General features: G+C 37.8%; 20 protein-coding genes and 1 riboswitch. Of the genes, 12 read left to right on the top strand and 8 right to left on the bottom strand.

Annotation, left to right across the window (positions count from 1 at the left end; genetic code table 11):
• Positions 1 to 120: 120 nt before the first annotated feature.
• Positions 121 to 301: riboswitch (Lysine riboswitch) on the top strand.
• Positions 302 to 416: 115 nt separating this feature from the next.
• The 3 genes from PEPE_RS00670 (at position 417) to PEPE_RS00680 (ending at position 4,133) form a co-directional block, all read left to right on the top strand.
• Entirely contained in the window at positions 417 to 1,796 is a 1,380-nt protein-coding gene (locus PEPE_RS00670) for an aspartate kinase (RefSeq protein ID WP_011672868.1), read from the top strand.
• Positions 1,796 to 2,785, top strand: coding sequence for a diaminopimelate epimerase (gene dapF, locus PEPE_RS00675; RefSeq protein ID WP_011672869.1), 990 nt, complete (start codon positions 1,796 to 1,798; stop codon positions 2,783 to 2,785). The genes PEPE_RS00670 and dapF overlap by 1 nt, the downstream gene beginning before the upstream one ends.
• 145 nt (positions 2,786 to 2,930) lie before the next feature.
• Positions 2,931 to 4,133: an MFS transporter gene (locus PEPE_RS00680; RefSeq protein ID WP_011672870.1), complete on the top strand. Its 1,203-nt coding sequence runs from the start codon at positions 2,931 to 2,933 to the stop codon at positions 4,131 to 4,133.
• Positions 4,134 to 4,171: 38 nt separating this feature from the next.
• Here the strand turns inward: PEPE_RS00680 and PEPE_RS00685 are convergent, their stop codons facing one another.
• Positions 4,172 to 4,918 carry a MurR/RpiR family transcriptional regulator gene (locus PEPE_RS00685; RefSeq protein ID WP_011672871.1) on the bottom strand — a complete coding sequence of 249 codons (747 nt, stop codon included), beginning with the start codon at positions 4,916 to 4,918 and terminating at the stop codon, positions 4,172 to 4,174.
• 116 nt (positions 4,919 to 5,034) lie between these two features.
• Between PEPE_RS00685 and pfkB the strand changes: the two genes are divergently transcribed.
• The 4 genes from pfkB (at position 5,035) to PEPE_RS00705 (ending at position 11,051) form a co-directional block, all read left to right on the top strand.
• Complete coding sequence (gene pfkB / locus PEPE_RS00690; protein WP_011672872.1) at positions 5,035 to 5,970, top strand: 1-phosphofructokinase; 936 nt, start codon at positions 5,035 to 5,037, stop codon at positions 5,968 to 5,970.
• The gene (locus PEPE_RS00695; protein WP_011672873.1) at positions 5,967 to 7,856 is read left to right on the top strand and encodes a fructose-specific PTS transporter subunit EIIC; all 1,890 of its coding nucleotides are present in this window, start codon (positions 5,967 to 5,969) and stop codon (positions 7,854 to 7,856) included. Before pfkB ends, PEPE_RS00695 begins: the two co-directional genes overlap by 4 nt.
• Positions 7,857 to 7,971: 115 nt before the next feature.
• Positions 7,972 to 8,964, top strand: coding sequence for a tagatose-bisphosphate aldolase (gene lacD, locus PEPE_RS00700; RefSeq protein ID WP_002834297.1), 993 nt, complete (start codon positions 7,972 to 7,974; stop codon positions 8,962 to 8,964).
• A gap of 170 nt (positions 8,965 to 9,134) precedes the next feature.
• Positions 9,135 to 11,051: a fructose-1,6-bisphosphatase gene (locus tag PEPE_RS00705; RefSeq protein WP_002834296.1), complete on the top strand. Its 1,917-nt coding sequence runs from the start codon at positions 9,135 to 9,137 to the stop codon at positions 11,049 to 11,051.
• Here the strand turns inward: PEPE_RS00705 and PEPE_RS00710 are convergent.
• On the bottom strand, positions 11,041 to 11,946 hold the full coding sequence (locus PEPE_RS00710) for a CorA family divalent cation transporter (protein WP_011672874.1): 906 nt from the start codon (positions 11,944 to 11,946) through the stop codon (positions 11,041 to 11,043). The genes PEPE_RS00705 and PEPE_RS00710 overlap by 11 nt on opposite strands.
• Before the next feature lie 109 nt (positions 11,947 to 12,055).
• Here PEPE_RS00710 and PEPE_RS00715 point away from each other — a divergent pair, with 109 nt between their 5' ends.
• Entirely contained in the window at positions 12,056 to 12,949 is an 894-nt protein-coding gene (locus tag PEPE_RS00715; protein ID WP_011672875.1) for an SDR family oxidoreductase, read from the top strand.
• A gap of 12 nt (positions 12,950 to 12,961) precedes the next feature.
• Entirely contained in the window at positions 12,962 to 13,135 is a 174-nt protein-coding gene (locus PEPE_RS09230; RefSeq protein ID WP_004166882.1) for a DUF2188 domain-containing protein, read from the top strand.
• A gap of 79 nt (positions 13,136 to 13,214) precedes the next feature.
• Here PEPE_RS09230 and PEPE_RS00720 read toward each other — a convergent pair whose 3' ends face one another.
• Entirely contained in the window at positions 13,215 to 14,345 is a 1,131-nt protein-coding gene (locus PEPE_RS00720) for a hypothetical protein (RefSeq protein WP_011672876.1), read from the bottom strand.
• A gap of 101 nt (positions 14,346 to 14,446) precedes the next feature.
• Positions 14,447 to 15,250: a hypothetical protein gene (locus PEPE_RS00725; RefSeq protein ID WP_011672877.1), complete on the bottom strand. Its 804-nt coding sequence runs from the start codon at positions 15,248 to 15,250 to the stop codon at positions 14,447 to 14,449.
• Positions 15,251 to 15,624: 374 nt separating this feature from the next.
• Between PEPE_RS00725 and PEPE_RS00730 the strand changes: the two genes are divergently transcribed.
• Positions 15,625 to 16,302 (top strand): MgtC/SapB family protein, encoded by a 678-nt coding sequence (locus PEPE_RS00730; protein WP_011672878.1) that lies wholly within the window; start codon positions 15,625 to 15,627, stop codon positions 16,300 to 16,302.
• A gap of 66 nt (positions 16,303 to 16,368) precedes the next feature.
• On the opposite strand, the gene PEPE_RS00735 is transcribed toward PEPE_RS00730, so the two are convergent.
• From PEPE_RS00735 to PEPE_RS00750, 4 genes are all read right to left on the bottom strand, one after another.
• Positions 16,369 to 17,181 (bottom strand): MurR/RpiR family transcriptional regulator, encoded by an 813-nt coding sequence (locus tag PEPE_RS00735; protein WP_011672879.1) that lies wholly within the window; start codon positions 17,179 to 17,181, stop codon positions 16,369 to 16,371.
• Between the two features lie 101 nt (positions 17,182 to 17,282).
• On the bottom strand, positions 17,283 to 17,972 hold the full coding sequence (locus PEPE_RS00740) for an N-acetylmannosamine-6-phosphate 2-epimerase (RefSeq protein ID WP_011672880.1): 690 nt from the start codon (positions 17,970 to 17,972) through the stop codon (positions 17,283 to 17,285).
• Between the two features lie 287 nt (positions 17,973 to 18,259).
• Positions 18,260 to 19,594, bottom strand: coding sequence for a dihydrolipoyl dehydrogenase family protein (locus PEPE_RS00745; RefSeq protein WP_011672881.1), 1,335 nt, complete (start codon positions 19,592 to 19,594; stop codon positions 18,260 to 18,262).
• Between the two features lie 166 nt (positions 19,595 to 19,760).
• Complete coding sequence (locus PEPE_RS00750; RefSeq protein ID WP_011672882.1) at positions 19,761 to 20,609, bottom strand: AraC family transcriptional regulator; 849 nt, start codon at positions 20,607 to 20,609, stop codon at positions 19,761 to 19,763.
• Between the two features lie 152 nt (positions 20,610 to 20,761).
• Between PEPE_RS00750 and PEPE_RS00755 the strand changes: the two genes are divergently transcribed.
• The gene (locus PEPE_RS00755) at positions 20,762 to 22,744 is read left to right on the top strand and encodes a glycoside hydrolase family 127 protein (protein ID WP_011672883.1); all 1,983 of its coding nucleotides are present in this window, start codon (positions 20,762 to 20,764) and stop codon (positions 22,742 to 22,744) included.
• Between the two features lie 12 nt (positions 22,745 to 22,756).
• Positions 22,757 to 24,103 (top strand): MFS transporter, encoded by a 1,347-nt coding sequence (locus PEPE_RS00760; protein WP_011672884.1) that lies wholly within the window; start codon positions 22,757 to 22,759, stop codon positions 24,101 to 24,103.
• The last annotated feature ends 212 nt before the right edge of the window (positions 24,104 to 24,315 follow it).

A 24,315-nucleotide genomic window follows, 5' to 3' on the forward strand; every position in this document is an offset into this window, starting at 1 on the left:
ATGAATTTCGTCAAGCATAAAGTAAGGGGGTATATGTCATAAATTGTTGCTCTAAGTAGAAGTGATTTATGAAAAATTTATTTTTTTGCATTCTAGTACAGAATGAGTATAATAGGCTTAAATTAAAAAAGAGGTTGCGGAGATTAAAAGTACCTGAGGATAGAATGAAGGATTCGATATGCCCCAGCGAAAGGATGATCCGCCGAAATGAACATTGACCTTTCTCAATGTTTGTTGGGTCTTGAGATAACATCTCAAGGACTGTCGCTATCATGACTGATAGCGGGGTGCTTTTCAAATCAGACTAATGATTTAGCGATGTTAGTTAATTACTAGCGCCCATTTTCGTTTTTTTACGAATGGGCGTTTTTATTTTGGTTAGTTGGAAAGCTAGAACCTCGCAAAAGGAGACTAGTATGGTAAAAGTTGTTAAGTTTGGTGGTAGCTCTCTAGCTAACGCAGCGCAATATCAAAAAGTAATTGAAATCTTAAGAGCAGATCCCGAACGTCGAATTGTGGTCGTTTCAGCACCGGGGAAGCGTTTCAAAGATGATGTTAAGGTGACGGATCTATTAATCAAATATGCCAACGCATCTGGGGAGAACGTCAAAGTAGCACGTCAAGCAGTGCTAGACCGATATCAAGAAATTGCAGATGCATACCATGTTTCTGATTCGGATTTTGAACAAATCAATGTACATCTAATTGATTTAGCAAATTTGCACCACGCAAATAAAGCATGCCGTCTTGCTCATTTTAAGGCGGCAGGGGAGCGGTTAAACGCAATTTTAATGGCATTAGTTTTAAAAAAATTCAATGTTACTGCGCGATTTGTTGATCCGAAACAATTGGGCATAAAGGCACATGGTGACTATAATAACGCGATCTTAGACCAGCATTCATATGCTCAAATTGAGGCAGTTTGTTCAAATTTGCTGGATGAGGCGGAGTATCTTGTAGTTCCTGGTTTTTATGCATATAACCAAAATGGTGAGGTATGCACTTTCTCGCGGGGAGGGTCAGACATCACAGGGGCCATTCTCGCACGTGGTTTCCAAGCTCAGCTTTATGAAAATTTTACGGATGTGGATTCCATTTATTCGGCTGACCCTAAAATCATTGCCCAGCCACATCCAATTCGAGAAATGACTTACCGTGAGATGCGGGAACTTGCATATGCTGGATTTTCCGTTTTTCACGATGAAGCCATCATCCCAGCAATTGAAGCTCAAGTTCCAATTGTGATTAAAAACACGGATCATCCCAATTTACCAGGAACCGTAATTGAACCCGAACAAAATTATGCTTCTGATTTAGAAATAACAGGAGTGGCGAGCTCAAGTCGGTTTGCGGCTTTGTATATACACAAATATCTGTTGAATCGTGAAGTCGGTTTTACCTTGAAATTATTAAAAATTTTATATCGTTACGATATTAGTTACGAACATATGCCTTCTGGAATTGATGATTTAACAATTATTTTCAACCAGAATCAAATAACGGATGAAATTTTACCCAGTTTGTTATCCGATATTCGGGAAGAATTGCACACTGACCAGTTAGAATGGATTGATGATTATGCAATCTTAATGGTGGTTGGAGAGGGAATGCGTGACAAGGTCGGCGTTGTAGATCGAATTGTGAATGCTCTAGCACGAAAACAAATTGGAATTCAGATGATTAACCAAGGGGCTTCTAGAATCTCAACGATGCTCGGAGTTCATCAAAACCAAGTAAATCAAGCTGTTCGTGAAATTTACAGAGAATTTTTTAAAAACAAAGGTAGGGCAGACTGATGATTAAATTATTACGAGTACACGGATCAGAAAATTCATTTATATTACTTGATCAAGAACAACTCGAAATACCAATGAATCTAGACCAGTTAATTCAATTAGCAATTCAAGTTACTAATAATCAAACAGGGTTGTTAGGTGGGGCTGACGGACTTCTTGTAGTTAGTTCAAGTGACCATGCTGGCGTTCGGGGACGAATGCAGGTTATTAATAACGACGGTAGCTTCGCTAGCATGTGTGGAAATGGGCTGCGAACGGTGGCTCGTTATTTAGCCGAAAAATATGAAGAAAATGATTTTTTGGTCCAAACAGATCAAGCCGATTTGCATGTAGGACGGGTAGCGACGATTGGAAATGGGTTACCCACATATCAGGTGGAAATTTCACCGGTTAGTTTTAATACTAAAAACCTACCAATGCAAATTGAAAATCAGGATAAATTGTTTAATGCGCCAGTTCGAGATTTTGATGATCAGCTTCTTTTTTCAGCCGTGGCGGTACCTAATCCACATTTAATAGCAATTGATAATAATAACCGGCTTTCAACTAAAAAGTTAGCGGAATTGGGTCATAGGTTAAATGCTTCCAATCCTTGGTTCCCAAAGGGAGTTAACGTGAGCTTTGGACGAGTCATTGGTCAGAATCAATTGTTCGTCCAAACTTATGAACGGGGGGTTGGTTTTACTAATGCCTGTGGGACAGGGATGTCAGCGACAAGTTTAGTTTGGAGCTTGTTAAATGATGGTCAAACTAGATTGGATGAAGTAAATGATATCTTTAATCCAGGTGGGATGGTCAAAACTCGGGTAAATCAAATTCATGGTGCATATACGATTGATTTAATTGGGAATGCGACTTTTACCCACCAAATCTGGATTGATGAGGATCAATTGCGACAAAATAATTTGGAACAGGTTCAAATTGAATCAACTGGAGAAGAATTACATTACCAAGAGTTTATTCGACAACTACCTCGCTATCGCTTTTAGTGAAATAACTACTATATAATATAAAGATTTTCAGTTAACCTAATTTTCAGTAAAACTGAAACCCAAGCAGATTAATTTAGGACTCTTTGGCTTTTTTACACTCTGATATAATAGTCATCGACTAATGAATTATAAGGAGAATGTTTTGAACTGGAAAAAAGGAACTTTAGGCGCGAGCGGAATGCTCGTCCTCGTTATTTTAATCGGATTGATGTTACGAACACCAATTACCACGCTACCTCTGATGCTAGGAGATTTGGCTAACAAACTGGAGGTCTCGAAGAGTAGTTTGGGAATCTTAACGACTTTGCCACTCATAATGTTTATGTTATTTTCGAGTGTCGCCTCGACCATTTTAAAAAAGTGGGGTTTTAAAAAGTCACTCCTAGGTACCTTAGCCATCCTATTAGTGGGTTCATTATTACGACTCATCGTTACAATGCCGACGATGATCATCGGAACCAGTTTGATTGGAATGGGAATTGCTTATTTAAACGTTTATATGCCATCATTTGTTACAGCATATTTCCCTAGCAATATTGGACTTTATACCTCGGTTTATACCTTTTCGATGATGTTTGGAGTGGCACTTTTCAACGTTATCACGGCGCCCATCATGGTGTGGGCCGGGTGGTGGAGCATGCTGATAGTATTAGCGATTACCCCTCTGTTGGCATTAATCATCTGGTTGTTTTTGATGCCTCATCTATCAGAAGAAATCCATGAGCCGCAAGTTGAAGTTAAAAAAGAAGCTATGTCCAACGATCAAATCTGGGTGAATAAAAAAGCATGGGCTTTTCTAATCATGTTTGGGAGCCAATCGATTCTAAATTACACATTCACTGCATGGATGCCATCCTTGATGGCGTATCACCAAGTCGGATCAGGCGTAATTGGAATTATCATGGCGGCTTTTTCGTTGATTGGCTTGCCGATTACCGTGCTTTTGCCCCAATTATTAGTTAAGTGGGGACGGTTGGGCAAGTTGTTCTTAGTAGGATCTGCTGGAGTGACCGGCTTAATTGCCTCAGGAATGTTATTTTTCCAAAACACTTCGTCCACGATATTTTGGATGATTGAAAGTTTGCTATTAGGTTATGCGATTGGCCTTTTCTTCATGTTCGTAGTAACCATGTTTGCGATTAAGACCAGTAATCCTTATCGTACGGCTCAGCTTTCAGGGATGGCCCAAGCGGGTGGTTATTTCATTGCCGCTCTGGGACCAGTGACTTATGGCTGGGCCTTTGGTCTGAACCCAACCGGAAATCTACAAAATGTAGCCTTTGTGGTGGCCATTACCTTAGCAACCATCATGGGAGTAATCATTGTTAAAACCAAGAAAATTTAAAGAAAACCTCCGAATTTCGTTTTGAAGTTCGGAGGTTTTTATTTTTGGGTACGAATTACATAAGAATCCAATAATACACGAGATATAACTTGTAGGGGGAGCCTAGAGTGAACTTCAAAGGCTGGAAAATAAGTTGTTTCGGATTTGAAACCACATAATTCAATTGTAGAGTATTTACCGATTGTACTATCAGCATTAGTAGTTATTAATATAATGGGAATTTTATTTTTTGATGTTTTCTTTGCAGCTTCGATTAATTCAGGGGTTTCACCGTTTAGAGAAATAATAATAACCAAATTGCCAGGTCTAATATCTGCTGATAAAGTGCGGATAATATTTGGATCATCACTTAGTTGGCAATTTTTATTCAAGAGTTGCAGTTTTACTAATAATTCTTTTGCAATTAATTCAGAAAAACCACGGGCAAAAATGTAAATGGTTTTGGCATGCTTGATTCTTTGCACAGACTGTTCAATATCTGGAATATTAATCATTTTGATCGTGTTAGTAACTTCATGTTCGTTTTTTAGGATGGCACTTTTAATATCACTATCGGCACGCTCTAAATTGGTAAAATCCTTTGAACTATTATTCTTTGCTACTCCATGCTTAAAATCACTGAAACCTGTAAAACCTTTTTTTCTTAGCGCACGGATAATAGTGGCCGTAGAAACGTTAGCTCGTTCACTCAACTCAACAATAGATAAAAAAGGAACCAATTCTAGGTTGTCTTGAATGAATTTCCATACAAATTGTTCTGTCGAACTCAAATTATCATTTGCCAAACCAATCCCTCCGATTGTAAATTCTTTTTCAACAATAACATAAATAACAAAGTTTTTGAAAACATTTACATTATGGATGAGGCTAGAATTAGGAGTATAAGAAAGAGGTGCTTGAAATGATTTATACGTGCACATTAAATCCAGCAATTGATTTATTTATTGAAACACAACAGTTGAAACCAAGAGTGGTTAATCGGACGAATAACTATGATATTCAGGCTAATGGAAAAGGAGTGAATGTTTCATTTATTTTAAAAATGTTAGGAATTGATAATACAGCGCTTGGTGTGGGCGGCGGTTTCACGAATTCTTTCATTGAGGATACTTTAACAAAGAGGGGAATCCCCAATAAATTTATTCATACCGACCAGCCTACTAGAATTAACGTTTTTACAAGAGTCATAGAGGAGGACACGGAATATAAAGAAGTAAATAGTGGCCCCCATGTTACGAAGCAACAAGTTGCCGAACTGATGAGGATGATTGAGAAGCTGACAAGTAAAGATATATTAATAATTTCGGGTAGCTTTTCTGAAGGTATCAATCCTAATATTTTAGTTGAGATTGCAAAGTTATCTAAAGTTAAAAGATTCAAATTAATTATTGATACGAATTATAAAGAAGTTTTAGATACGTTAGCATTTGGTCCGGAATTACTTAAGCCAAATGTCGAAGAATTAGAAAAATGGTTTGGCTCGAAAATATTGAGTCAGCAAGACTTAATCAAATATTGTGAAAAATTAATAGATTGTGGAGCAAAAAATATCCTGTTATCAATGGGAAGCGAAGGGGCCTTATTCGTTAATAAAGATACAGTTTTACGTGGAGATGCGCCTAAGGGAGTAGTAGTGAATACAGCATGTTCTGGTGACACTATGCTAGGAACTTTCGTAGCAGGAATGTGCCAACAAAAGAGCTTAGCAGAAAATTTGAAATTTAGTATCGCTGCTGGAAGCTCAACTGCATTTAAAGCAGGATTAACTGATTTTTCAGACGTTGAGGAGTTAAACGAGCAAATTAAGATTGAAACTGTTAGGAGGGATAGTAAATGACAAAATATACAATTATTGCAGCTACTGGCTGTCCAACTGGAATTGCCCACACCTATATGGCCCAAGAAGCGTTAGAAGAGGCCGCCAAGAAACGAGGAGTTTCAATTAAAGTAGAAACACATGGACAAAGCGGTACAGAAAATCAATTTACGCCTGAAGAAATTAGCAACGCTAAAGGAGTCATTATAGCAGCTGATAAAGACGTTGATATTGAAAGATTTGATGGAAAAAGATTAATTAATGTTTCAGTAACTAAAGGAATGAAAGAACCGGATGAATTAGTTAGTAAGATATTGGACGATGATGTGCCGATATACCACAGTAATGGCCAATATAATAAAGAAGATCAAATCAGTACAACTAATGGAACTTTCTGGCACAGTATCTATGTAGACTTAATGAACGGTGTTTCGCATATGCTTCCTTTGGTTGTTGCTGGAGGGGTATTAACAGCTATTTCCTTTTTCTGGGGTATCAATTCTGCCGACCCGAATAGCGCTCAATTTAATTCATTTGCTCAACTGCTAAATACGATTGGCGGATTTGCAATGAATTTGATGGTACCCGTTTTATGTGCCTATATTGCTGAAGCAATTGGAAAAAGATCTGGTTTAGTAGTTGGTTTTGCAACGGGAATGATTGCTTATACCAATGGTACTGGATTCTTAGGAGGAATTGTCGGAGGATTTCTTGCAGGATACACAGTGGTTTTATTACAGCATTTATTTAAAAAATTGCCTAAATCTTTAGATGGTTTAAAACAAATTTTTCTATTTCCGGTTATTGGAGTTTTTATTTCCGGTGCGATTATGTGGTATATGTCGGTACCGATGAAAGATATTAATACCGGCATGATGGCGTTTTTAAAAGGAATGGAAAATTCTAGTCCATTAGTTTTGGGATTAATTATTGGAATTATGTGTGCTTCTGATATGGGTGGTCCAATCAATAAAGCTGCATACCTAACTGGTACAGCTTTGCTTGCACAAGGAAATTACTTTTTCATGGCTGGAGTATCTGCAGCCTGCATAGCTCCGCCATTAGCTACAGGCTTTTCAGTACTTTTTAACCGTAAAGCATACTCTGAAAATGAGCGAAGTGCTGGTTATGTTAACTTCTTATTAGGATCAACGCATATTACAGAAGGAGCAATACCTTTTGCGGCTAAAAATCCGTTAATTAATATTCCAATTTTTATGGTTGGATCTTCCATCGCAGCAATTTTAACTTATACAACTAGAATTAGCGTTCCAGCACCACATGGTGGTTTTATCGTTCTACCTTTGGTTAATAAACCATTTTTATGGGTTTTGTTTATTGTAATTGGAGCAATTGTTTCGGGGCTATTACTTTCATTAGCTGATGGTCATAAAGCTCACGTTGGAGAAAAAACATTAGAAGATAAAAGAGAAGTATCAAATGAGCGTAAAGTGAATGACGAAAGTTTAGATAGTATCCTCACTGTAGATAATATTAAAGTTAATGTTGATGTTGAATCTAGAGATGAACTATTACGGTATCTATCAAACTTATCTGTAAGTAACGGATATAGTTCAGATGCAAATGCGGTATACAATAAATATTTAGCACGTGAGTCAGCAGGATCTACCGGGATGGAAAAAGGCATCGCTATTCCACATGCTCAAGATAATACAATTAATACGTCTGCAATGTTAGTGCTGAAATTAAAACAACCGATTGAATGGAAAACTTTTGATAACCAACCCGTTGATACGGTAATTTCGTTTTTAATTCCTGAACGTGACCAAGGTAATCATTTACGATATCTTTCATCGGTTTCTAAGTTACTAATGCATGAAAGTTTTGTTCAAGAACTAAAAAATGCTAAATCGGTCGAAGAAATAGCGGCACTATTCAAAAAATAAAAATTAAGGCTACTTCAGTTTAAAATGAAAGCGTTTGACAAAGTGGTACCAACCAGTTAAAATAGGTTTTGTTGAATGATACCAACCAGTACAGATGAGAAGGGGAGTATTTCAAATGGAAAATGGTAAATTACGTGGAATTAAAGCATTGTCAGATAAAAATGGTGTGATTAGCGCCCTTGCAATCGACCAACGAGGATCGTTGAAAAAAATGATTGGCGCAGCCAGTGGACATGAAGCTACTCAAAAAGAAATCGAAGATTTTAAAGTGGCGATTTCTTCAGAATTAACCCCATACGCTAGTGGGATCCTATTAGACCCAGAATATGGAATACCAGCAGCCCGAGTTCGTGATGAAAATGCAGGTTTATTGGTTGCTTATGAAAAGACAGGTTACGATGCAACCGAACCTGGACGTTTTCCAGACATTTTGGATCAATGGTCAGTTCGAAAATTAAAAGAATTGGGTGCGGATGCGGTTAAATTCCTTCTATATTATGATGTTGATGAAGGCGATGCCGTAAACGAACGTAAGCACGCATTTATCGAACGTTTAGGGGATGAATGTAAGGCCGAAGACATGCCATTCTTCCTTGAATTGGTTTCATACGACGCTGAAAACGACGATGTGAAGGGCAAGGAATATGCTGCGGTAAAACCCCACAAGGTAATTGAAATGACGAAAGAATTTTCAAAACCTGAATATGGAGTGGATGTACTGAAGCTGGAAGTTCCAGTTAACCAAGCTTACGTTGAAGGTTTCGCTGAAAACGATGATGACGTAGTTTATAGTAAGGAAGAAGCAGCTAAGTTCTACAAGGAACAAAGTGATGCAACCAATCTACCATTTATCTTCCTCAGTGCTGGGGTTTCAGCTGAACTATTCCAAGAAGAATTGAAATTTGCCCACGAAGCAGGTTCAAAATTCAATGGAGTCCTTTGCGGCCGAGCAACTTGGCGTAACGCCATCGAACCATTTGCGGGAGAGAGTGAAGCAGTTGGCCGTCAATGGCTTCAAACCCAAGGTAAAAAGAACATTGAAGATTTAAATGAAGTTTTAGCGGTTACAGCAACTTCAGTTGAAGAAAAATTATCAAAAATGATGTAAATAAAAAGAATGCTTCGTAGCGAATTCGTTATGAAGCATTTTTATTTTTAAATATTGAACCCTAGACCAAAAATACAAGTTCGGTTAAGTTTGGTTTGTAAGCGGTTTTATTTATGTTATCATCTAAGTTATTAATTCCAAATAAAAAACAAAAAAGGATATATATACCAATGTATAAAGAAAAATATTTTGAAGAATTGAAAAAGGAATTTAATAGCGAAGATGAAATTGTAACGGAAATCGTCAACTTAGAAGCTATTTTAAATTTACCAAAAGGTACAGAATATTTTATCAGCGATATTCACGGTGAATACGATGGCTTAAATCACATTTTAAAAACGGGTGCGGGGATTATCCGAGAAAAGATCAACGATTGTTTTCCAGAAATGAATGAGACAGAGAAAAACGAATTGAATTTTACTGTAGCTTATCCGAAGTATGCTTTAGAAAAAAGGCAACTGGAACAAGATGCAGAAGAACTAACGCAGTGGTATTTTGGGATGATTACGCGCATGATTGGGCTCACTCAATTCTGTGCTAGTAAATATTCTCGTTCAAAAGTACGGAAAAGTTTACCACCCAAGTATGCGTATATTATTGAAGAACTTTTATATGTAGAAGGTAGTCCAAAAAACAAGCAAAAGTATTATGAACAGATTATTAGTAAAATAATCGAGCTAGACCGAGCCCAAGATTTGATTCAGAGCTTGGCTGGAACGATTCAAAAAATGGTGATTGATCATATTCACATTGTGGGGGACGTCTTTGATCGAGGCCGCAAATCCAACCAAGTGTTAGAGCTTTTAGAGCACGCCCACTCGTTAGATTTTCAATGGGGAAATCACGATGTGCTCTGGCTCGGAGGCTATGCGGGATCACAAGCTTGCATTGCCACGTTATTTAGAATTGCCACGCGTTACGGTTATATATATGATTTGGAACGGGAATATGGTATTAATTTGCGAGCATTATTTACTTTCGCCACGCAACATTATCAAGCTAACCCCGCCTTTTATCCAAAGGCGGGTGACTTTGACCAAAACAACTTGGATTTATTATCCCAAGTTCATCAGGCGCTAACCATTATCCAATTTAAGTTAGAAGGACAAGTTATTAAACGACAACCTGAATTTCAAATGGATGATCGGCTCTTTTTAGATGAAGTTCAGCAAGGAAAAATTCAGTTGGGAGATCAGGAATATCCGCTAGAAAATGGGTGTTTCCAAATGGTTGATGCGGATCATCCTTATGAACTCACTAAGGAAGAACAAGAAGTCATTGACAGTTTGAGTTACTCCTTTAGACATTCACCTAAAATCAAGGTGCATGTGAACTTCATTTTAGAAAAAGGAAGCATGTATTTAATTTACAATAATAATTTGTTGTACCATGGCTGTATTCCTCTAACGGAAGATGGTGATTTTGATCAATTTGAATATCATGGTCAAAAATATGCTGGAAAAGATTTATTAACCTTTTTCGAGCGTCACATTCGAGCTGGAGCAGCCAAGAAAACGAGTGATGAAGATGATGATACCGATTTAATGTGGTATTGCTGGATTGGAAAAAAATCGCCCCTCTTTGGTAGAACGGCGATGACCACTTTTGAACGTTATTTTATTGCTGATTCGGCGACCCACAAGGAAGGCGACAACCCCTATTTTAAATTAAGAGATCGCCTTTCCACTGCGCATTATATTTTACGAAAATTTGGATTAGATGAACGTAATAGTTACATTATTAATGGGCATACTCCAGTCAAAGTCAGCGAAGGAGAATCGCCGATCAAAGGTGGAGGTCAAATTATCGTAATCGATGGTGGACTATCCAAAGCTTATCAAAAATCGACTGGGATTGCGGGATATACATTAATTAATAACTCGTACGGGTTCCAGATTGTAACGCACATGCCATTCCAAGGTATTGATGACTTGTATGAATCGCAAACGCAATCGACTAGTTTGAAACGAATTATTGATCGTGATTTACCGCGACGCAACATTGCCGATACCACGATTGGGACCGAATTGAAGCGTCAAGTCGATGATTTAAAATACCTCTTGGAAACGGATGAAATTAGTCATTAAATTTTTTGAATCGTAAGATAATCCAAGTAATGAAGGCCAATAGACCACTAACGGCAACCATGGACCAAAAGCCAACGCTCGTGTGTCGACCGGGCAAGCCGCCGGTGTTCATGCCCCAGAGGCCCGCGATAAGGGAAGGTACGGAAATAATAAGCGCTGCTGAATCAAGATATTTCATTAAATGATTCAAATGGTTACTCATAATATCGGAAAAAAGACCGCTGATTGCGTCAATCAAATCACGATAAACTTCAACTAGTTTAGTGATCTGACGTTCGGCGGTTTTTATATTATAAATCACCGTTTCATCTTGGAGGTTATTGGAAAATTCATCCAGTTTGAAAAGGTGTTCTAAAGCCTGATGTTGCGTCTCTAAGGTATGTTCCAAAAGAACGGTATCCTTCTTAACATTTTTAAGCTGAATTAATTCTTGATTCTGGGTAGTTTGGGTTGATTGCTGTTCGAGATACTCTAGTTGAAGCTTGATATGAGACAATTTAGTTCGATAGTTATCATAAATATGCAATAGAAAATGGGCAATAATTGCTTCAGTCGAACTAGGTTGGATAGCCTGCGTTAGACGATGGAGCTCAGCTTCCGTATTAGAGTTTTCCCGAACAAAAAAATTCAGTTGATTAGGACTCGAAACAATAATTAAAGGGTCTAGGACAATTTCGTAGTCAGATTTTTGATTGGTCATCACTAAATTACAGAGACCTACAAAGTAGGTGATTTTACCGCTGTCATCCTTAATCGTGGAAGTATGTGGGAAAACCTCCGGAGTCTTGATCCCAGCTGCAATGTTGGACGGAAATCGATTCTTTTCAATTAGATTTTGAAGATCATTAAAGTCTTTGAATTTGGTAATTTCGAATTGATTCGAATTGGTTGACATATAGAGCTAATCCTCCTTTCGTAAAACGGTTACATCGTTGAAGCATATTACTTTATAAAGCAATTCTATTCGATTAGAATTTGAATTACAAAAGAAAGGGAGTGAATTAATGAGTAAACCAGATTTAAAGGATCCACGAAAGTTGTATCATACAGAAGAATTTCCAAAACAACAACAGGATACACCAGCACTACAGAGTGAGATGCGACCTAAACCAGACTGTGGTGAAGAAACTTACGAAGGTCACGGACTATTGCTAGATCGTAAAGCGTTAGTAACCGGTGGTGATTCAGGAATCGGTCGAGCGACTGCAATTGCCTTCGCTCGCGAAGGAGCAGACGTTGCCATCCAGTATTTCCCTGGAGAAGATTCAGATGCGAAGGAAGTCGCGGAATACATCGAAAAAGCGGGCCGGAAGGCAGTTTTATTGCCATACGATTTCCGAGACGAAAAGGCCCCTCAAGAAGTGGTTGATCGCGTGGTTGAAGAGTTGGGCGGTTTAGACACGATGGTGTTGAATGCCGGCCAACAAATTGCCCATAAAAAGATTGATGACCTCCCCGTGCAACAAATTAGAGACAGTTTCGAAGTGAACGTGGTGGCAATGTTGGCCCTAGTGAAGGCGGCTAAACCACACATTCCAGCGGGAGGCGCCATCGTTACTACGACTTCGGTCCAAGCCTTTAATCCAAGTAGCCAATTGTTGGACTATGCGGCAACGAAGGCAGCAATCGCTAATTTTACCATCAACTTAGCTCAGCAGTTAATCGAAGACGGAATTCGGGTAAATGGTGTCGCACCAGGCCCAATTTGGACACCAATTCAGTTAGATCACGGACAGCCGGAGGAAGCTATCCCAGAATTTGGACAAAAATCATTAATGGGTCGGGCAGGTCAACCGGCTGAACTAGCTCCAACGTATGTCTTATTGGCTTCTAACTTAGCAAGTTATACTACTGCCCAAATATATGGTGTTACTGGTGGAGAACACATCAACTTATAAGGGGAAAGTCATATGCCATGGACGAAAAAAGATTATCCAGAGTCGATGAAAAACTTGTCAGAAACCGTGCGGAATAAAGCGATTGAAATTGCTAACGCACTTTTAGATGAAGGCTATGATGAAGATCGGGCGATTCCAATTGGAATCAGTCAGGCCGAAAAATGGGCTGAAAATCACGATAAATAGCAAATAAAAAAGAGCTGTAATCAAGCGGACGTGGGAGTCGATAATTCGACGAGCGACCTTTGGTTATAGCTCTTTTAAATTAGTAACTGGTATTTGAAGTGTTAGTTTGAGAATCGGTGCCACTGATACTAAAGTTGTAATATGCCTGAGTATTATTAGTGGTACCTGCATCGTTAGTGCTGTCAGATGCATCGGTACTTGTCTGGGCGTTAGCATTAGCTTGGGCTTCAGCGGCAGCTTCGGCTTCTGACTCGGATTTAGCTTCGGCTTCAGAAGATGCTTTAGCTGCACTAGAAGATTCAGATTCAGCCTTGGAAGCGGCCTTCGAAGCTGATTCAGATTCAGCCCGGGAAGATTCAGCGGCCGCTCTTTCGGCAGCTGCAATAGCTTCTGCCCGTGCAGCGGCTTCCGCAGCCGCTTTGGCGGCCTTAGCAGCTTGTTTATCTTCCTTATTAATGACCGTCTTCAAACTAATTAACTTAGTTTGTTGATCAACTGTTTTCTGTGATTTTTGGTTTTTACTCATGTCCTTAATCAATTTTTCTACTGTAGTCACGTCAACGGAAAGATTGTTTTTACGAGCTTTCATAATAACTTTATAACGTTTGCTAAGTTTATCCGCCATAACGACAATCTTGCGGACGTCTTTTAACTGTTTAGTATAGTTAGTTCTAAATTGAGCGGGTACCTTTTTTTGCTTTAAGTTTTTCAACTGATGGTCAACCTTTTTAGTTGTCACGTTTAAAGCAACGCGAGTTTGTTTATTGAAAAGATGACTGTAATCAGCGCGAACATCATAAGCATTTTGTGCAGCTACTTGTTTGGCACGCAAGGAATCGATGTTCTTATAATGTTTTAAACTGTCAACATCAGACTTGAGCTTATCTAGCTTAGTTTGGGTTACCGAATCTTTTAGATCAGCGTGACGATTATCAGTATATAACTGACCAATTTCTTCATTTAAACGGGCTGCTCGGTGGGATGAACTAAAATGTGAAATCCCTCGATAAATGCCAAAGATTAATAAGAAAGCGACAATTAAACCAGCGACCCAGGTGCTTAAACGTTTAATACTTCTTCTGCGAGCACGACGTTTGCGACTTCGACTTCCCAAATAGAGCTCGTCATCGACAAAAGGCTGATGGTCCTCTTGTTGCGGATGGAATCGCTCCTTAAGTTGTTCGATCCATTTTAGTACTGTATTCTTCATAAACAAAAATCCCCCAGAGACTAGTTACTTAATAACTCATAATATATGTATAATTATAGTTTATTATACTGGTTTTGGGTTAGATTTGGATGAAATTTATTCTATAAACGCCATAAATCGTACGCAGGGTCCATTAATAGTTTTTTAGCAGCTTTAGTAGAAATAACTGGGCCATCTAATAGAATCTCGCTGGCGATGGTAAATAGGTGAGCAGCTAGGTCAATCAGGGTTTCATCAATTGGTAATAGTTCGGGATGTTCCTTAGTTTGAATTCGGCGATCAATCTGGCAAGACACCTCATTTTTAGGTTTAAGAACGGTCATACCGAAGATATCAGCAAATCCCTGCATTAGATCATAAGTTAATTCTGAAATATGTTGTGCTTTAGTTAATTTACTGCAAATCATAGATTCAGTGAATGGAACGTGAACCTGAAGGCTTTTCTTACCGTCATCAAAATTAAGAAAGGAAAAGCGACTATCTTCGGGATCTGCATAGAGATCTCTTAGTCGATGTGCAAACACCCAATCGGCAGAACCACGGGTTGTTCCGTTCAAAGGGACCACACGAAAAGTGCCAAAAACAATGGGGCGTGCTTGCGTGATATTGAGATGATCGGTCATCATGCGAATAAAAATATCCCGACAAGGTTGGGAGCGTAAAAAATATCGGATTAATTTTCTAGTAGACTGATCTGTAGTATGGGGCGGGCGTTCTGTATCAATAATGAGCGTCTCTCCAGGAATGTTCCACGCGCTAATACCATGAAGATATACCGTTGTATCACCACAAATCTTAGCGTTTTTAATCAGTGGTAAGTTCCAATTTTGAGGGTTACGATCAGTAAAAATTTGCTTTGAGCTGAGCTGCTGGAATTCATCGTAGTAGTTCAGTTTTAGTTCCATCCGAATATAATGTCCTTCTGAGAATGATTATTTGTAAAAAAATTAATACGTAAAATAGTACCAGAGAGAAGTATCGTTAACAAGTATGATTTTGCAGGTGACATTTAATAAAAGCGTCTTCTTTGTCGACTCTATAACGTTTGTTTTAAATAAAAAATATTTTTTAGACCGATTGAAAATGATATGGATTTATTATCTAAAAATCACTACTAAGATAGCAAAAATGAAATCTATACCACTTTACACGCACGGTATCGATAGTGCTGACTATAAGAATAGTTGAAGTGGGTGACAGGCTAAAAGTTCATTTGGCTTGGAAAGCGGTGTTAGAATGGGCGTGAGACGATATAGAAAAGTGAATGAAGGTGTTGTAAATGGATATGAATGACCTAGAAGGACTCGGTCGGCTAGTAATCGCAGCAATTTGCGGGGCGTTTATCGGTTATGAACGTTCGGCCAGATTAAAAAACGCCGGGATTCGAACGCATATTATCGTGGCGCTGGGAGCGGCGTTAACCATGCTAATTTCAAAATATGGGTTTTATGATTTGTTGCAAAGTCGCGGCATCGGACTGGATCCCTCACGAATTGCGGCGCAAATTATTAGTGGAATTAGTTTCATTGGCGCTGGAACAATCTTGGTGCGTGGTGAAGGAGTGAACGGATTGACCACTGCTGCGGGAGTCTGGGCGACGGCGGCGGTAGGAATGGCGATTGGTTCAGGTTTGTATTTTATCGGTTTCACGGCTGCCGTTTTGATTGTGGCTTCACAGTATCTCTTTCGCGATAACATCATGTTGAAATACTTGCTGAAGCGCAAGCATTTTCATTGCCAAATCATCATGAAAAATGACTCGACTTCACTGAAGACCATTCAAAAAATGTTCAATGAGGGGGGTTTTAGAAAAAATACTTTTTCGATTAGTAATATCAATGACAATCGGATTACAGTCGAGTTGGAAGGGGTCTTATCAGCTGAAAATAATATTGACTCAGTATTAATGCGGATAGCTGAAAATGCGGCGGTGGTTGAGGTCCGGCGAGAAGATTAAAAATAAATATAAATGAAAAGATTTCAGCGAAGGTGAGTTATTTACCCTGCTGAAATCTTTTTTAATTTATTTCATTTTCCGATTTAAAATCGCCGCAACAGTTTGTTGATAGCGAGCTTTATAAGTTTCATTTTGCAATAGCATGGTTGAAAGGATATCGATGATATAAACCACACCCAGTTGGGAGTTGATAAATTGAGTATTATCGACAAATTCGCTGTATTGAACGGACAATTGGTAATCACTCATTTCGGCTAAGGGACTATCATCAAAAGCAGTGATGGAGACGACCTTTAGCTGGTGTTGTTTAGCAACAGCAACGGCTTCATTGACTTCGTTCGATTTGCCAGAAACAGATAGAACGATTAGGAGGTCATCTTTTTGCATAATACTACTACTGATATACATGGTGTGACTATCAGAAGGAGCGAAAGCATTAATCCCCATCCGCATTAGCCGTTGAGATAATTCTTGCGCATTGTAACCCGAGCTACCTAAACCAAAAATAAAGACGCGGGGAGCATTTTTAATAAGCATCGCCACTTGATTTAAAGTTTTTTGATTGATACGTTTCCAAGTTCCAGTAATCATTTGATTGTAAAAATCTGTGACCTGATCTGGAAGAGGTGCATTATCAACATTTTCGGTAATATTTGAAGTTGCTTCAGCCAAACCTAACTTAAATTGACTGAAGTCGGGATATCCCATCTTTTTAACAAAGCGCGTTACGGTGGCGGTACTAACTTCGGCCTTTTTCGATAAAGTATTGATATTCATCTTTTTGACATCGGCGGGATGCTGGACGACTTTTAGAGCGATTTTGCGTTCTTGACGCGATAAAGATGGGTATTTTTGCTCCACAACGTCAATGATGTTCATAAAAAATCCTCCTAGATTAGGTTTGATTAGTATTAATTATACGCTGAAAATAAAAAAGACTGGAACTTTTTTCAAGTATTCCAGTCTTTAATACAGGGGTCCTATTTAATGGCCTCAATAAAACGAGTGGCAATTTCCAAGGGACGAGTAATCGCGCCACCAACAACGACCGCGTGGCAGCCTAATTCTAAACAGCATTTTAGTTTTTCGGGAGTATCAATTTTTCCTTCAGCGATAATTGGTCGCGTAACTTGGGAACGCAATTCCTTCAAATATTCAAAATCATGATCAGCAATATTCATACCTTGGGTGGCCGGCGTGTAACCACGCATCGTGGTCCCAATCATATCAAATCCCAAGCGGTCTGCCTCAAGTGCATTTTCAATGGTATCAGTGTCAGCCATCAATAATGTATTAGGAAATTCTGTCCGGAATTGTTGAACGATTTCCGCAAGTTTTTCATCATGGGGTCGGCGTTGACCAGTTACTTGGCAAGCGACAACTTCGACACCAGTAGCTGCCACAGCCCGCATTTCCTTTAAAGTGGGGGTAATAAAAACATCGGAATCAGGATAATCTGTTTTTGCGATTCCGATCATCGGTAATCCAGCTTCATCTTGAATTGCTTGAATATCCACAACAGAGTTCGCGCGAATACCAGCCGCCCCGGCCATTTTAGCTGCCCTTGCCATACGAGCCATAATAAAAGAACTATGCAATGGCTCATTAGGCAAAGCCTGACATGAAATAATTAACTTACCTTTAACCGCCTCAAAAAAATTATTTTTCATAATACTGACACTTCTCTTTTATCAAATTTAGGTGAAATATAGCAATATTAAATATGTGATTTGAAATAGTGATTTAATCAAAGTTAGTTTTGTAATAGTTAACGTTTAATTCAATCATCGCAGTAAATATACAACGAGTTAAAAAATATTGCAATGATATAAAATGATAATAATTTTCATTTGGTGGGTTAATCATCTTCGGCAGTAGACGTAAAAATATTTTTCACTTTTTTTAATTGTAGAAAATAAAAACACTGAACCTCTTTCAGAAAGGCTCAGCGTTTTTTTTAAATCTGTGACCAGACGTCCGCTCCCAAAGTAGGGAAGAGGGGTACGATGCGTCCTAGTTGTTCAGCTGTATATTGGAACTCAATTGCTGGTAATAAAACGTTAATTGCATCGGCAGCATGTTCACTAACTTCAGCTGCTCCTACAAGATGATGGTCTTGATCGTAAATCAAGGTGTTATTACCAATTGTTTCCTTATCAACTTGGCGGAACCATCCGTCAGGAAGATGATTAGTTTTAATGGTGTAATCAGGATTTTGCTGAGCTTCTTCGACGCTCATACCAACCTGTGCGATTTGTGGCGAGGTAAAGACAATGGTTGGGATGGCCGGATAATTGATTGCGTCAGTAGTCTTTCCTGTGAAAAGTTGGGTTAAATAACTAGATTCAAAGATCGCAGTCGGGGTGAGCTTAGGCTGTTCTTTATCAAGCACATCACCAGAAGCATAGATGTTATCAATGTTAGTTTGGAGATGATCGTTAACTTCGATCCCGTTAGCATTGTAACTAACGCCTACTTCGTCTAATCCGATGTTTTCGATATTAGGAATTCGTCCGGTAGCATCCAAAATCCAGTCGGTGGTGAGGGTTTCGTGATCGTTATAAGACACGGTAAAATGAGAACCGTCTTCCTCAAAACGATCCACCTGAGCGTTGTAAATGAACTTCACCCCTCGTTTTTCGAGGTCGGCAATGACTTGTTTTACGTAATCTTGATTAAACTTGCGCAACGCCCGATTATGGCGTAAAAGTACAGTGACGTTCGCGCCGGCAGCATTGGCAATCGTGGCAAATTCCATGCCAATATAGCCCGCGCCAATAATTACGATATTTTCAGGAAGATGCTTGAGGTTCATAAAATCAGTACTGTCATGCGTAAGTTCTGATCCCATAACATCTAGATGGTGGGGACGTAGCCCCGTTGCAATCACGATTTTGTCAGCGGTGTAGCGCTGTTGATCCACTTCGATGGTGTGAGCATCAACAAATTTTCCACGACCGTGAATAATTTCGATGTCAACAGAGTCGAGTAGACCAGTAATCATGTCCGGCAAGCCGTCGATGACTTCGTGTTCATGTTCTACATTGGCAGTCCAATCCAGTTTTAAGTCACCATTTACAATGCCATCAAGGCGTTCTTGGTGGCGTAAAAGTTGAACCGGGTTGTCCAGCGTAATTTTCGCGTTGCATCCACGGTTTGGACAAGTTCCCCCGATTTTGTCCGCTTCGACGATGGCGACTTTTTTACCACTATTAGCTAGTGGAACCGCCCCGTCGAAGGCACCATGCCCCGCGCCTAAGTACAAAACATCAAATTGATAACTTTCAGTCATTTAATTACCTCCATCCTAAATTTAGGTGAATAAACAATTACCATTGTTGGCACGAGCATAGCAGAGGATAGGGGCGAGTTGCAAGCGATTGCAACTGGGAAAGTAAGATAATTAAATGATTAACAAAAAAATGGGTTAATGGAGTAAATACTAATTCTTTTATAGATTACTCTTTATTGAAATGACGTTGGCTATACAATTTTCGATATTCTGATGGTGTACTATTAGTATTTTTTCTGAAAAGTCTCATAAAATATTTTTCATCATTAAATCCAATTTGACTACTTATTTCTTGAACGGTCAGACTAGTATTACTGAGTAGGTATTCTGCACGTGATATACGAAATTTATTAATTTGTTGTTTAATGCCAATGCCCATAACTTTTTTGTATTTTCTAGATAAGTAACTTTTATTGTAGTTAAAGTGTGTAGCTATGCTACCTAAATCTATATCTTCAAAGCAGTTAATTCTTATAAACTCTCTAACTGGCTGCAAGTATAGATTAGATAATTGTCTTTCCTTGAGAATTTTCTGTGTTTGGTAATTTATCTCATGGAGAGTGCTATTTAAAAATAAATTTAAATAGATAGAATTTACGTTTTCTTGTGTAATATCTAATAAGTGATTTGACATTAATATAATTCTTTGGACATCTAACTTGTTTGAATAGTTAGGTAAAATTATAGAACTGTTCTCTATATTTGAAAGGAATAATGATTTTTCATCGTTAATTTTAAATTTTGAGCAATTAAAGTGTATCCAAATGAACTTAATATCGCTGGTTGTAAATTCAAAGCCAAAATGTTCTGCACTCGGTGGGATTATTAACAGTTTATTAGGTTTAACTCGATATTGAGTGTTACTAACTTGAATAGGGAGGACACCCTCAATCATAACGATTATTTCGAAACTACTTAAAATTCTATGACTGTGTTTCCATTTTTTATTATTGACGAAAATTCCAGCTGATTCAAAGTTGGCAAGATCATCAAATTGAATAGTATAAAAATCCATATTACTAATACACCTTTCAAGTAAAAATAGTCCACTTTTTGTTTTTATTAACTACCGACATTTCTATTGTAACATTCTATTATAATCTATAAGAAAGCGCTTTTACTAGTAAATATGGTTTTTTGTATTTATATATTTGGAGGAAATTAATTATGGCCAATGGACAAAATTTACTTTGTGAGAAAGTAAAAATTACATCAAATTTTTGGAACAGATATCGAAAATTAGTTGCTAAAACTGTTATTCCATATCAATACAATACCTTGAACGACAATATAGACGTTAAATTAAACAAAGATGCATTTGCGGATATGAGATTCTATGATGGCAAGATTAAAAGTCATGCTATTGAAAATTTGAAAATTGCTGCAGGAATTACACAAGGAAAACACAGTGGGATGAACTTTCAAGATACGGATGTTTATAAGTGGCTTGAAGCGGCTGCGTATACTTTGAAATATTATCCGAATCAAGATTTACAGAAAAAAACAGATGACATTGTTGAATTAATTGGGCAAGCTCAAGAAGAAGATGGTTATTTATCTACTATTTTCCAGATTAATATGCCAAAACGAAAATTTAAGCGACTACAACAATCGCATGAACTTTATTCTATGGGACACTACATTGAGGCTGGTGTTGCATATTATGAAGCTACTAACAATGGAAAAGCCTTAGAAATCGCAAAAAAAATGGCTGATTGTTTAGATGAAAACTTTGGCCCAGAATCTGGGAAAATCCATGGTGCGGGTGGACATCCTGAAATTGAATTAGCATTAATGCGTCTTTATGAAACAACAAATGAAAAGAAGTATTTAGAGTTAACTAAGTACTTTGTTTGCGAAAGAGGAAAAGATCCTGAATTCTATGATAAGCAAAACATTGAGGATGGGATTGATAATGACTTTTGGCCAGAATTAAAAGAATATGGTGAAGGTTATTATTTTGCGGATAAACCAGTTACAGAACAAGATACTGCGCACGGTCATGCAGTAAGATGTGTATATTTCTGTGTAGGATTAGCACATCTTGCCAGAGTAACTAGAGACAAAGAATTATTAGATGCCTCTAAGAGATTGTGGAAAGATATTGTAAAAAAACAAATGTACATTACAGGAAATGTGGGACAAACACAACGTGGCGAAGCTTTTACAACAGATTACGACCTTCCAAACGATACAGTATATGGAGAAACCTGTGCTAGTGTAGCAATGACTTTCTTTGCAAAGCAAATGATTGCAGATAACTTTAATAGCGAATATGCCGATGTAATTGAAAAAGAAATTTTTAACGGTGCTTTAAGTGGAATGTCGATTGACGGTACTAATTATTTTTATGTTAATCCTCTTTTTATGAACCCAATTGAAAGTAAAGATGGGCATGATAAAAAACATATTCTAACTCGCCGTCAACCATGGTTTGGTACAGCATGTTGTCCAGCAAATATTACACGTTTAATTGCTTCACTTGATCAATATTTATATGAGATCAAAGGAGATACAATCTTAGCCCATCAATACATTGCTAATATAGCTAAATTTAGTGATGACATCATAATTGAACAGGAAAGTAATTTGCCTTGGGAAGGTGAAGTTGTTTTTAATATTGAAAACCCTAATAAAAAAGATTTTAAATTTGCATTGAGAATTCCTAATTGGAGTAAAAACAATTTCAAAATTTATGTTGATAATAAAGCGATCAAGCCCAATGTTACTGAGGGTGTATGTTATTTAGACATTAAGGATAGTAGCGTGAAGGTTACCCTAGTGTTAGACATGGATACTCACATAATCAGGGCTAATGAAAAAGTTAGACAGGATATTGACCAAGTAGCAGTACAACGGGGACCAATCGTGTATTGTGCAGAAAGTGCTGATAATAAGGATGATCTTTGGGATTACAAATTGGAAGAAGAACCACAATTTTCTTTTAGATACGAAAAAGATTTATTAGGCGGAGTAGGTAAGCTCATTACTAATGATGTAAAAGTGTTAAAGAAAGAAGAATTCGATGATGGTGAATTGTACTCATTTGATAAGAAGAATAAATATCATAGTAGTCAATTAACATTAATTCCTTATTATGCATGGGCGAACCGAGAAGAAGGACAAATGTCTGTTTGGTTGCATGAATAGGAGGACACAAAAATGAAAAATAAAAGTGATAAATTACCATTTTTGGAAAAGGTCAGCTATTCATTTACGGATATGGCAGGAAATTTATTGTACGTAACGATTTCCAGCTATATACTTTACTTTTATACGGACGTTTTCAAAATATCAGTAGCTGGTGCGGGTTTAATTTTACTGATTGCTAGAGTTGTAGATGCAATTAGTGCTCCCGTATGGGGCTCTATAGTAGATCATACGCACACACGGTGGGGACAGAGTAGACCATATTTTCTTTGGTTGGCAATACCATTTGCAATTGCCACATTTTTAGCTTTTACGGCACCTAACCTTTCGGGAGATGCAAAATTATGGTATGCAGGTATTACTTATATTTTGGCTGCTGGTGTTATCTATACAGGAATTCAAACACCAATTACATCTATTTTACCTAGTTTGACTGCGGATACCGATGAACGAATAAGTGCTAATACTTTTCGAATGGCAGGAGGAAATATTGGAGCATTTATCACCTCAACATTTTGCTTACCACTAGTTGCTTTTTTAGGGCAAGGAAATGACAAACATGGTTTCATGTTGACACTTGGCATTTTTGGTACGTTAGCGGTAATATTGTTATTTTTAGCATTTAGAAATTTGAGAGAAAGAAAAGATGTCGAAGTAAAATCAATTCCATTTAAAGATAGTTTGAAAGCTACCGTTGGTAATAAACCTTGGTTTATTTTGGTTATTTCTTTTGTTATCTATTGGATAGCTCAAGCTGATCGTAATGGTATTTCAGTTTATTACGCTAAATACAATCTTGGAAATGAGCAGTTAACATCAGTTTTTAACGGGTTACAAGTATTGGGAATAATAGCAACCATTTCAATTCCATTCGTTGTAAAAGTAACAAACAAAACAATGACGATGTTAATTGGATTAGCAATTGGAGCCTTTGGACAAGCTATGATGGCTTTTGCTGGTAGTAATTTTGCTTTAGTAATTGTGGCTTGGGTAATAGGAATTTTTGGGGCAGCGCTTGCATGTGCAATGCCGTTTGCAATGCTAGCAGATACGGTGGATTTTGGAGAATGGAAAACAGGCATAAGAGCATCTGGATTTTTGACCGCTGTTGGTAGTGCTTTTTGTATTCAACTAGGTTCTGGATTTGGAAGTTTTATTCCTTCTAAAATCATGGCCGCTGCAGGTTTTGTAGCAAACCAAAAACAAACTGCTGAATCATTGGCTTCTATAAAATTCTGTTTTATTTGGTTACCCATTATCGTTTATATAATTTCTGGGATCATTATGCTGTTCTATTTTAAATATGAAAAAATGGAACCACAGATAAAAAAAGAACTACAAAACCGTCATATTTCATAAAATAATACTCTAACAAATAGCAACACACTTAAAAGGTTTAGTTTCAGAAATCAATGAAACTAAACTTTTTTATATAATTAAATTATTTTTTATAAGTAAAGACGTTATCAGCATTCAAAATGTATATACGTCTAGTAATGGAGGGTGTTATAGAAAGTTTGCTTTTACGGATTTTTTAATCATTGTACTAAAAGCTAACTTAATCTGCGATA

The sequence above is a fragment of the Pediococcus pentosaceus ATCC 25745 genome (genome assembly GCF_000014505.1).
Taxonomy (GTDB): Bacteria; Bacillota; Bacilli; order Lactobacillales; family Lactobacillaceae; genus Pediococcus; species Pediococcus pentosaceus.